The organism is Hydrogenophaga sp. (assembly GCF_048549895.1).
In the GTDB taxonomy this organism is placed as follows: Bacteria; Pseudomonadota; Gammaproteobacteria; order Burkholderiales; family Burkholderiaceae_C; genus Hydrogenophaga.
This window is the reverse complement of the sequence record NZ_JBLYYB010000223.1, coordinates 1-9,458: the sequence shown is the minus strand read 5'-3', so window position 1 is coordinate 9,458 and position 9,458 is coordinate 1. Positions and strand designations below refer to the sequence as shown.

Annotated in this window: 5 protein-coding genes and 2 pseudogenes; 1 reads left to right on the top strand and 6 read right to left on the bottom strand. The window is 70.0% G+C overall.

Features of this window, described 5'->3' with window-relative positions:
- Positions 1-227, bottom strand: a pseudogene (locus tag ACN4F8_RS20815) (serine/threonine protein kinase); the annotation flags it as partial.
- Between the two features lie 21 nt (positions 228-248).
- Between ACN4F8_RS20815 and ACN4F8_RS20810 the strand changes: the two are divergent.
- Entirely contained in the window at positions 249-764 is a 516-nt protein-coding gene (locus ACN4F8_RS20810; RefSeq protein WP_419475324.1) for a response regulator, read from the top strand.
- 12 nt (positions 765-776) lie between these two features.
- Here ACN4F8_RS20810 and ACN4F8_RS20805 read toward each other — a convergent pair whose 3' ends face one another.
- The 5 genes and pseudogenes from ACN4F8_RS20805 to ACN4F8_RS20785 form a co-directional block, all read right to left on the bottom strand.
- Entirely contained in the window at positions 777-1,754 is a 978-nt protein-coding gene (locus ACN4F8_RS20805) for an NADPH:quinone reductase (protein ID WP_419475323.1), read from the bottom strand.
- An 83-nt stretch (positions 1,755-1,837) separates the two neighbouring features.
- Positions 1,838-3,853: an ATP-binding protein gene (locus ACN4F8_RS20800; RefSeq protein ID WP_419475322.1), complete on the bottom strand. Its 2,016-nt coding sequence runs from the start codon at positions 3,851-3,853 to the stop codon at positions 1,838-1,840.
- A gap of 161 nt (positions 3,854-4,014) precedes the next feature.
- A complete protein-coding gene (locus ACN4F8_RS20795; RefSeq protein WP_419475321.1) occupies positions 4,015-5,211 on the bottom strand; it encodes a sensor histidine kinase in 1,197 nt (398 codons plus the stop codon).
- Positions 5,208-8,804, bottom strand: a complete 3,597-nt coding sequence (locus tag ACN4F8_RS20790) for a PAS domain S-box protein (RefSeq protein WP_419475320.1) — start codon at positions 8,802-8,804, stop codon at positions 5,208-5,210. The genes ACN4F8_RS20795 and ACN4F8_RS20790 overlap by 4 nt, the downstream gene beginning before the upstream one ends.
- A gap of 6 nt (positions 8,805-8,810) precedes the next feature.
- Positions 8,811-9,458: pseudogene (locus ACN4F8_RS20785) on the bottom strand (hypothetical protein); the annotation flags it as partial.

Sequence of the window (9,458 nt, the reverse complement as noted above, 5' to 3'; positions counted from 1 at the left end):
GCGCGCTTGATGTTCTTCTTGCCGTCAGACACCATGTTGTCGAACTGCAGGCGCATCTTCTCGCCCACGGACAGCTTGGTGTAACGGCGCTCACCCTCACGGCTCAGCTCTTTTTGCAGGGCAAACACCGACTGCGGGCGCGACAGGGGGTCCAGCGACATGCACCATTCCACCACTTCAATCAGGTTGTCTGAATACACCCCGCGCAGGCGCGACAGGGCCAGCGCGGCTCCGGGCTGGGGCTGGCCATGGTGTACGGCTGCATGCAGCGCCACGGCGCCGAGATCCACGTGGAGAGTGCGCCCGGTGTGGGCACCACCATCCGCCTGGTGTTTCCCGCGCACCGCGAGCCTGCGCCAGCGGATGGGGCGGCGCCCGCGCCATCCAGTCCCGTGCGGGCCTTGAAGATCCTGCTGGTCGACGACGACCCGCTGCTGCTGCGCTCGCTGTCCGAGACGCTGGCGGCCGACGGACACAGCGTGGTGTCTGCTGCCGGGGGGAGCGAGGGCATTGCGGTGTTCCGGGCAGCGCTCTCGGCCCAGGTGTTCGACGTGGTGATCACGGACCTGGGCATGCCCGAGGTCGATGGCCGCTCGGTGGCCGCGGCGGTCAAGGCCGCCTCGCCAACGACGCCGGTGGTCATGCTCACCGGCTGGGGCCGGCGCATGCAGGAAGAGGGCGAGTGCCCACCCCATGTGGACCACCTGCTGAGCAAGCCGCCCCGCCTGGAGGCCTTGCGCGCGGTATTCAGGTCGGTGGCTTGATCCGCGCGGGATTCAGAGCCGGATCACGACGTTGCCGACCACCCGCCCGGCCTCCACCGCTTCGTGCGCTGCGGCGATGTCGCTCAGTGCAAAGGTCTGCCCGACGCTGAGCCGCAACCGGTCCGCACGCAGCAGCTCGGTGAGGGTCTGGATGGCGCGGGTGCGGTCGGCCTGGGTGAGCTCGTAGACCACAAAAAAAGTGAGCTGGAGCGATTCGAACAGCAGCGTGCGGAAATCCACCGCCACTTCGCCGGGCTGGTTGGAGCCGTAGCACACCAGCTGGCCGTGGGGCTTCAGGACCTTGTGCGGCAGCAGCGCGGCGGTGCTGGCGAAGTCCATGTCGATCACCACGTCCACCCCCCGGCCCTGCGTGATCTCGGCCACGCGCGCGGCCACCGGCTCGCGCTGGTAGTCGATCACGTGCAGCGCGCCCGCATCGCGGGCGTGCTGCTGGCGCGCCGGTGCGCCCGCGGTGCCGATCACGGTGGCACCCTGCAGCACCGCGAGCTGGGTGACGCAGTGGCCCACCGCGTTGCCGGCGCCGGTGACCAGCACCGTCTTGCCCTGCAGCGGGCCGGCCAGGTGAATGGCCTGCACGGCGGTGAGGGCCGGAATGCCCAGGCAGGCCGCGGCATCGAAGTCCACGCCGTCGGGCAGGGCCACCGCCTGCTGTGCGGGCAGCACCACGTGTTCGCAGGCGGTGCCCAGGGGCCGCTGCCACTGCGCGTTCCACACCCACACCCGCTCGCCCACACGGCTGGCCGGCACGCCGCTGCCCACCGCATCCACGACACCGCCGCCATCGCTGTGCGGCACGATGCACTCGGCGATCAGGGGCCGCTTCAGGCGGGATTTCACATCCGACGGGTTGACCCCGGAGGTGTGCAGCTTCACCCGCACCTCGCCCGGGCCGGGTTGCGGCGTGGGCAGTTCACCCACCTCCAGGACGTCTCGGGCCAGGCCATTGCGGCGGTACCAGGCGGCTTTCATGCGGTGGGATTCCTGTGTGCGGGATGGGGCGGCCATTGTCGTGTGCAGGGTGCGCCAGGCGCTGGCGCCAAGACGACCAGGCCCTAGCGACACACCCGGCTGGCCAGGCGCGCGATGGCCTCGTACAGCTCTTCGCAGGTGTTGGGCTTGGGGATCAGGTCGGCAATACCGGCCTGGGGTGCCAGCTGGCGCAGCTCTTCGGCGATGAAGCCCGAGGTGATGGCCACCGGGCGCTCGGGGTGGATGGCCCGCAGCTCGCGCGCGAGGTCCAGCCCCGACATGCCGGGCATTGCGAAGTCGGTGATGGCCAGGTCGTAGTGCAGCTTGCCTTCGCGCACATCGCTGAGCGCGTGGCGCGGGTTGCGGTACACGCTGGCCTGGAAACCGCCGCGCTGCAGCATGCGCTCAATCAGGTGGTTGATCAGCTCGTCGTCGTCCACATAGAGGATGCGGGTGCCGGCCAGCCCGCAGGCGGGCCGCACCGGCGCGAGGGCAGACCCGGCGGGGGCCGGTGGTTCGGGCGCATGCTCCATCTGTCCGGCGCCACGGAAATAGACCGTGAAGGTCGATCCCCGCCCCGGCGCGCTGTCCACCTGGATGGCGGCCTGGTGGTCGCGCAGGATGCCGTGCACCACCGCCAGGCCCAGGCCGGTGCCTTCGCCTGGTGGCTTGGTGGTGAAGAAGGGCTCGAACAGGCGCTCCAGCGTCTGCGCGTCCATGCCCGCGCCGTTGTCGCTCACCGACAGGCAGGCGTTGACCTCGGGCCAGTCGGCGGGTGCGTCGGACGCGTTGCCGTCCAGCCGTGCCGGGGGTGGTGCACCGTGGTGCGGCCTGAGTTCGATGAGCAGCTTGCCGCTGGCCTTGTCGGGCATGGCCTGCCAGGCGTTGGTGCACAGGTTGAGCAGCACCTGCTGCATCTGCGTGGGATCGGCCAGCACCAGCGGTGTCCTGGGGTCGCAGACCACGCGCAGCACCACGCTGCGGGGCAGGGTGGCGCGCAGCAGGCGCACCGACTCGTCCACCACCGCGCTGAGCGGGATCACGCGCCGCTCCAGCACCTGGCGCCGGCTGAAGGACAGGATGCGCTGCACCAGGTCGCGTGCACGCGAGCCCGCCTTGAGGATCTCCTGCAGGCTGGTGGTGGCGGGCGCGTTGTCCTGCGTGTCCTCCAGCGCCAGCCGTGCGTTGCCCACGATGGCGGCGAGGATGTTGTTGAAGTCGTGTGCCACGCCGCCGGCCAGGGTGCCCAGCGCTTCGAGCTTTTGCGATTCGCGCAGCTGTGCCTGCAGGGCCAGGCGCTGGTCTTCGGCGGCGCGGCGTTCGGTCAGGTCGAAGTCGATGCAGAAGCATTCCATGCCGCGTTCGGGGTGTTCCATGAACACCTCGTTGCAGTGCACCTCCACGCTGGAGCCGTCCTTGCGCTGCAGCCACTGCACGCCCGAAATCACCGGTGTGCGGGTCGTGACCATGTGGTTGACCGTGGCCTTGAAGGACGCGTGCATGTGGGCCGGCACCACCAGGTCGAGCATGCTGCGCCCCAGCGCTTCGGCCGCGCTGAAGCCGTACAGCCGCTCGGAGCCGGCGTTCCAGTAGGTCACGATCAGGTCGCGCCCGTAGCCCTGCACCGCAATGCCCGGCACGTTGTCGAAGATCTGGCGGTGGCGCACGTCGCCAGCGCGTTCCAGCGCGCGGGCGCGCAGGCTCTCGGTCACGTCCATGATGAACGCGGTGCACAGCACGCTGCCATCGTCCTGCTCGACGGGCTTGGCGGTGCCGCGCAACCACTTGGCGCGGCCTTGGGCATCCTTGATGCGCCATTCGTGCCACCAGATGCGGCGCTGGCGCACCGCCTGCAAAAACGACTCGCGCAATTCGATCTGGATGTCGCGGTTGCCGGTGGCCCAGAGCAGGCCCTCGTTGGCCAGCGCGGCCTCGGCCGTCACGCCCCAGATGTCCAAGGCGTAGCGGCTGATGTAGAGCAGCTCGACCCGCTCACCCGCGTGCACCCGGTACCGCAGCAAGGCGCCCGGCACCAGCTCGGTGAGTTCATCCAGCTGCTGGTGGTCGTCAGCGGCGGCGGGAAAAGGGGTCGTCGGCAACAGCGGTCTCCAACGTTCGATCACCGTGATCCCGGGACCGTGTGCAAGGCGCAAGCGAAGCTGCTTTGTAAAGGAATATGCGCAACCGCGCCACGGTCCGGCCTCTTGCCCTTGTCATCGGCCGGTGCCGGGTCTTGCCCGAGCGGTGGTCTGGTCGGCCTTCAGGCCAGCGGCAGCCGCACCTCGAAGGTCGATCCCTCGCCCGGTTGGGAGTGCACGCCGATGGTGCCGCCGTGCGCTTCGGCGATCTGGCGGCTGATCGCCAGACCCAGCCCCGTGCCTTCGAACTCGCGACGCAGGTTCAGCCGGGCAAACGGCTGGAACAGCCGGCCCTGGCCCTCGGACGAAATGCCGATGCCGTTGTCCTTCACGCCGATGGTGGCCATGCCCTCGGCCAGCTGCGCCGTGATCTCGATGCGCGGCACGCTGCCCGGCGGCACGAACTTCAGCGCGTTGGACACCAGGTTCTGGAACAGCTGGGAGAGCAGGCTGGCGTGTCCCAACACCCGTGGCAACTCGCCGATGTGCAGTTGTGCACCGGTGGCGTCCAGCTGCGCGGCGAGGGCGTCGCACAGCTCGTCCATGAGCGGTGTCAGCGCCACCGGTGTGCGCGGCTCGGTCTCGCCGTGCTGCAGGCGCGCGTAGCGCACCACGTCGTCGAGCAGGGTGCGCATGCGTTCACCGGCGTTGCGCACCAGCTTGAGGTAGTGGCGCGCGTCGGCGGGCAGCTCGGCGCCGTGGTCCTCTTCCACCAGCCCGACGAACTGCACCACCGTGTTCAGCGGCTCGCGCAGGTCGTGCGAGGAGATGCGAACGAACTGCAGCAGGCCTTCGTTGGCGAGTTGCAGCTCTTCGGCGGTTTTCTGCAACTGGGTGTGGCTCTCGCGCAGGTCTTTCAGCGCTTCGGCCAGGTTCAGGCGGTCGGTGGCGGCCACTTGCTTGAGCGCATCGTTGGCCTGCTTGAGCCGCAGCTGCGTGCGCACGCGCGCCTGCACGATGGCCGGGCGGATCGGTTTGGCAATGAAGTCGGCCGCGCCTTTTTCCAGCCCGGTCTGCTCGAAACTGGCCTCGGCCTGGCTGGTCACGAAGATCACCGGGATGTCGGCCAGCAGCGGGTCGCACTTGATGGCTTCAAGCACGTCAAAGCCCGACATGCCGGGCATCTGGGCGTCGAGCAGCACCAGGTCGGGCGGGGCTTCGGTCATCAGCCGCAGCGCGTCCATGCCCAGGGTGGCAAAGCGCAGGCGACCCAGCGGGCGGATCACGCGCGCCAGCGCCTGCACCATGCCCGGATCGTCGTCGACGATGAGGATGTCGGGCAACAGCGGCGGTGGCGGCGCGGCGGCGGGGCTGATCATGGCGGGGGTTCCTCGGTCAGGGCGGCACTGGCGCTCGCGAAATCGAGCTCGTCCAGCCAGTGTCCCACGCGCTCGACCAGGGGCGCGCCCAGTCGGTGGCGCAGTGCGTTGGCGTGCGACTTCCACCAGGTCAGGGCGTCGAGGTCCTGGCGCTGCAGCAGCGTCAGAAAGTGGGGCAGGTCGGGCGTGGGGTCTGTGTCGGGTGCGGGGGTGTCGCGGGGGCTGTTCAGCGCGGCCTCTCGCGCGACCTGCAGCACCGGCTCGCTGTGGCGGCGCAGCGCATTCAGTGCGTGTTGCAGTGCGCGCCAGGGCGCCTGGAGCTCGGCCGCGGGCCGCTGTCCGATCAGCCCGGTCTCCAGCGCCTGGGCCAGCCGCATCAGCTCGGTGGCGCCCAGCGTGCCGGCGCTGCCCCGCAGCTTGTGCAGCCGCGCCGCGAGAACCTCTTGCGGCGCGCCGCGCTCGGGCAAGGTCAGCTCGTGCTGCGCAAGGTCGCCAAACTCGCCTTGCAGGCGCTGCAGCGACTTCAGCCACAGCGCCAGGTCGCCCCCCAGGCGCTGGTGTGCCAGGGCCGTGTCCAGGCCGGGGATGTGTGGCCAGTCGTTGCCCGCAGGCGCGTGCGCCGCACCTGATGCGGGTGGGTCGGTGGCTGGTGTGGTGCCGCCCTGCGCGCGGTCGATGCAGTCGCGCACCATGCGCACCAGCCGCTCGGGGTCCAGCGGTTTGGTGAGGAAGCCGTTCATGCCGGCGTCCATGGCGTGCTGGCGTTCTTCGGCGAGCGCGCCGGCGGTGAGCGCGATCACCGGCAGCCCGGTCAGGCCCAGCTCGGCGCGCACGCGCCGCGTCGCCTCCAGGCCGTCCATTTCGGGCATCTGCAGGTCCATCAGCACCGCGTCGAACGCATCCGGGGTGGCGCGCAGGGCGTCCAGCGCCTCGCGCCCGGTGCGCGCCAGGCACACCCGGGCACCTTCGCGTCCGAGCAGGCCCGAGGCCACCTCCAGGTTGATCTCGCTGTCGTCCACCAGCAGCAGGTTGAGGTGGCGCAAGGCCTGCCCGGGGGCTTCCAGGCGCAGCCCGTCGTCGCGCGCGGCGGCCTGCAGGGCCTTGAGCATGTCGGCCGAAGGGCGCTGCAGCAGCAGCTCGAACCAGAATTCGCTGCCCCGCCCCGGTTCGCTCCTGAGCCCCACGTCGCCGCCCATCATCCGGGTGAGCTGGCGCACGATCGACAGGCCCAGCCCGGTGCCGCTGAAGCGGCGGGTGGAGGAGGTGTCGGCCTGGGTGAACGGGGTGAACAGCCGGGCCTGTGTGTCGGCATCGACGCCGCTGCCGGTGTCGCGCACGGTGCCGCGCAGGTGCACGCGGTCGTCGTCCATCGACACGGTCTCCAGCGTCACCCACACATTACCCGCCCGGGTGAATTTCAGGGCGTTGCCGATCAGGTTGGTGAAGATCTGCCGCACGCGCAGGGCGTCGCCCAGCAGCACGCGCGGCACGTCGCGCGCCACGGTGATCTGGTAGCGGATGCCGGCGGCTTCGGCCTGCGGGCGGAACATCGCATCCATCTCGCCGAGCACGTCTTGCGGGCTGAAGGGCTGGTGGTCCAGGTCGAGGCCGCCGGCTTCGATCTTGGCGAGATCGAGCACGGCGTTGACCAGACCGAGCAGGGAGCGGCTGGCCACCTGGGATTTGGCCAGCAACTGCGTCTGGTGGGGGGTCAGCGGGGTGTCGGCCAGCAGGTGGGTCATGCCGATCATGGCGTTGAGCGGCGTGCGGATCTCGTGGCTCATGTTGGCCAGGAACTCGCCCTTGATGCGCGAGGCTTCCTGCGCCTGCTCCTTGGCCCGCACCAGGTGGGTGATGTCGATGCGGAACCCCACCGTGTGGCCATCGGGCAGGCGGCGCTCCACCAGGCGCAGCGTGCGGCCGTTGGTGAGCTCCTGCAGCATCTCGGTGTTGCCCGAGCGGTGGGCGGCCATGCGCTCGGCCACCCAGGCTTCTTCGAGCCCGCCGGTGATGCGGTGGTCGCCCAGCGCGGCGCTGGCGCGCAGGATGTCTTCGAACTTCACGCCGGGCACGATGAGGTGGGCCAGCTGGGGCGAGATCTGGCGGTACTTCTCGTTGCAGAAGACCAGCCGGTCCTCGGGGTCGAACAGCACGAACGCTTCGTCCACCGCGTCGATGGCTGCGCGCATCAAGGCTTCGCTGCTCGTGGTGTTCTCCTGCGCCTGTTTGCTGACCGTGATGTCCTGGTGGGTGCCGTACATCCACTCGGGCTTGCCATCGGGGGTCCAGCTGCGCACCTTGCCCCGGTCGAGCACCCAGACCCAGTGGCCCGCCTTGTGGAGCGCGCGCAACTCGCATTCGTACATGTCGAGCACGCCATCAAAATGGTTCTGCAGCCTTTCCCAGATCAGAGCCACGTCATCGGGGTGGAGCCGATCGAGAAAGCGGTCCACGCATAGAGGCTGGAGTTCGTCGACGCTGTAGCCGACCATGCTAGCCCAGCGCTCGTTGATGCGCACCTCCCCGGTCTGCACGTTCCATTCCCAGGTGCCGGCGTCGGTGCCCAGCAGGATGTTTTCGAGCCGGTGGTGCTCGTCGGCCAGCGCAGCGGTGCGGTCCCTGACCTCTTGTTCCAGCCCGTCCTTGAGTTCCACCACCTTGCGCTGGGCGGCGCGCTCGGCGGTGATGTCGCGCGCAATGACCGATGCCCCCACCGGTGCGCCGGTCTCGTCGTTCAGCCGCGAGAGCGTCAGGGCCACCAGCACCGGCTGGCCATCGCGGGTCTGTCGCCACAACTCCAACGGCGGCGCATCGCCCGAGGGCGGCAGGTTTTTGAGGGCCTGCACCTCGTCGCCGGGCTCGCCGGGCGGCACGATGAGTGCATCCAGCGTGCGCCCCACCGCCTCCAGCGGCGCGTGGCCAAACAGGCGCTGCGCACCGCGGTTCCACGAGGTCACCCGGCCCTCGGTGTCCAGGCCCACGATCGCGTCGGGCGACTGGTCCACGATGGTGGCGATGCGCAGGCGGTCTTCGCGCGCCTGCAGCCGGCGCTGCACCGCCACCCAGTAGAGGTACAGCATGAACCCGCCCACAGCGCCGGCTGCCAGCAGGGGCGGCACGCTGTTCAGGGTCGCGCTCAGGGCGGCCGCCCGCAGATCGCTCTCCAGGCGCAGGGCGGTGTAGTCGAGCACCCCCACCGAGGGGTCGGGGTTGCCCGACACGCGGGCCTGGGCCGCCATGGCCAGGCCTTGCGGCCCGTGCCACCAGGTGGTGCGTTCGCCGCTGGATGAGATCGGTGCGCGCGCCGGCTCGTAGCTGTCGGCCCACCGGTGGCGCTGGCCGAGGTCGAATCCGTAGGTGCGCGCCGGATCGGGGTGGGTCAGAAAGTCCCCATCGCCGTTGGTCACGAACAGCTGTGGTTTCGCCCCGGCGCCCGGCGGCAGCACGCCCAGCCGTCCGGTCAGGTCGACGTTGATCACGATCACGCCGAACACCTCGCCCGCGTCGGTGAGCACCGGCGTGGCGTAACGGATGGTGGGGCGGTGCGGGAGTTCGACCTCGTCGCTCTCCCGGTTGAGGTTGACGTCGGACACCAGCACCTAGCCCGCCGCCAGGCGCAGGGTTTCGCGGACGTAGGGGGCCTTGCCTTTGCGCTGCAGGCTGTCGTGGGGCACCACCGCCAGCTGATCGCCTTCGCGTTGCACGCGCACGAGCTCCCGCCCACCGTCGGCCACTCCGATCAGGCGCACCTGGTAGGCCTCGGGGGCCGACACCAGGTAGGCGGCAAAGATCTGCTGGGTGCGCTGCAGCCACTGGGCTGTGGTGGAGTCGTCCAGCCGGTCCCGTCCGTTGCTCATGGCGGCCCGCACCAGCCCCATGGTGGCCGGCGTCGTGGCCAGAAACAGCGCGCTGCGCCGACGCTCGGCGTAGCGGCTTTCGACGCTTCGGGCCATGTTGTCCACCGTGCTCTGCAAGGTCTGCTCGGCCTGGTCGTGCTGGGCCTGCAGCTGCAGGCGGTGGTTGTTGAAAACCAGCAGCACCAGCATCACGGCGAAGCCCAGGCCAGCCCGCAGCGCGATCGGGCTGCGCAGAAACGCCAGCGGATGCAGGGCGGGGTCGTGCGTGAACCAGCCCATGTGCAGCTCGGCCCCGCGCTGGCGCTGGCGGCGTTGCAGCAGCATCAGGCCGGCGGCCAGCACGCTGCTGAGCACCACCCCGGCCAGGACCGTGCGGGCCGGTGAGGCCAG

Excerpts from the sequence above, each read along its gene's own strand:
- ACN4F8_RS20810 (WP_419475324.1), top strand. The coding sequence starts at position 249 with ATGGTGTACGGCTGCATGCAGCGCCACGGCGCCGAGATCCACGTGGAG.
- ACN4F8_RS20805 (WP_419475323.1), bottom strand. The coding sequence starts at position 1,754 with ATGAAAGCCGCCTGGTACCGCCGCAATGGCCTGGCCCGAGACGTCCTG.
- ACN4F8_RS20795 (WP_419475321.1), bottom strand. The coding sequence starts at position 5,211 with ATGATCAGCCCCGCCGCCGCGCCGCCACCGCCGCTGTTGCCCGACATC.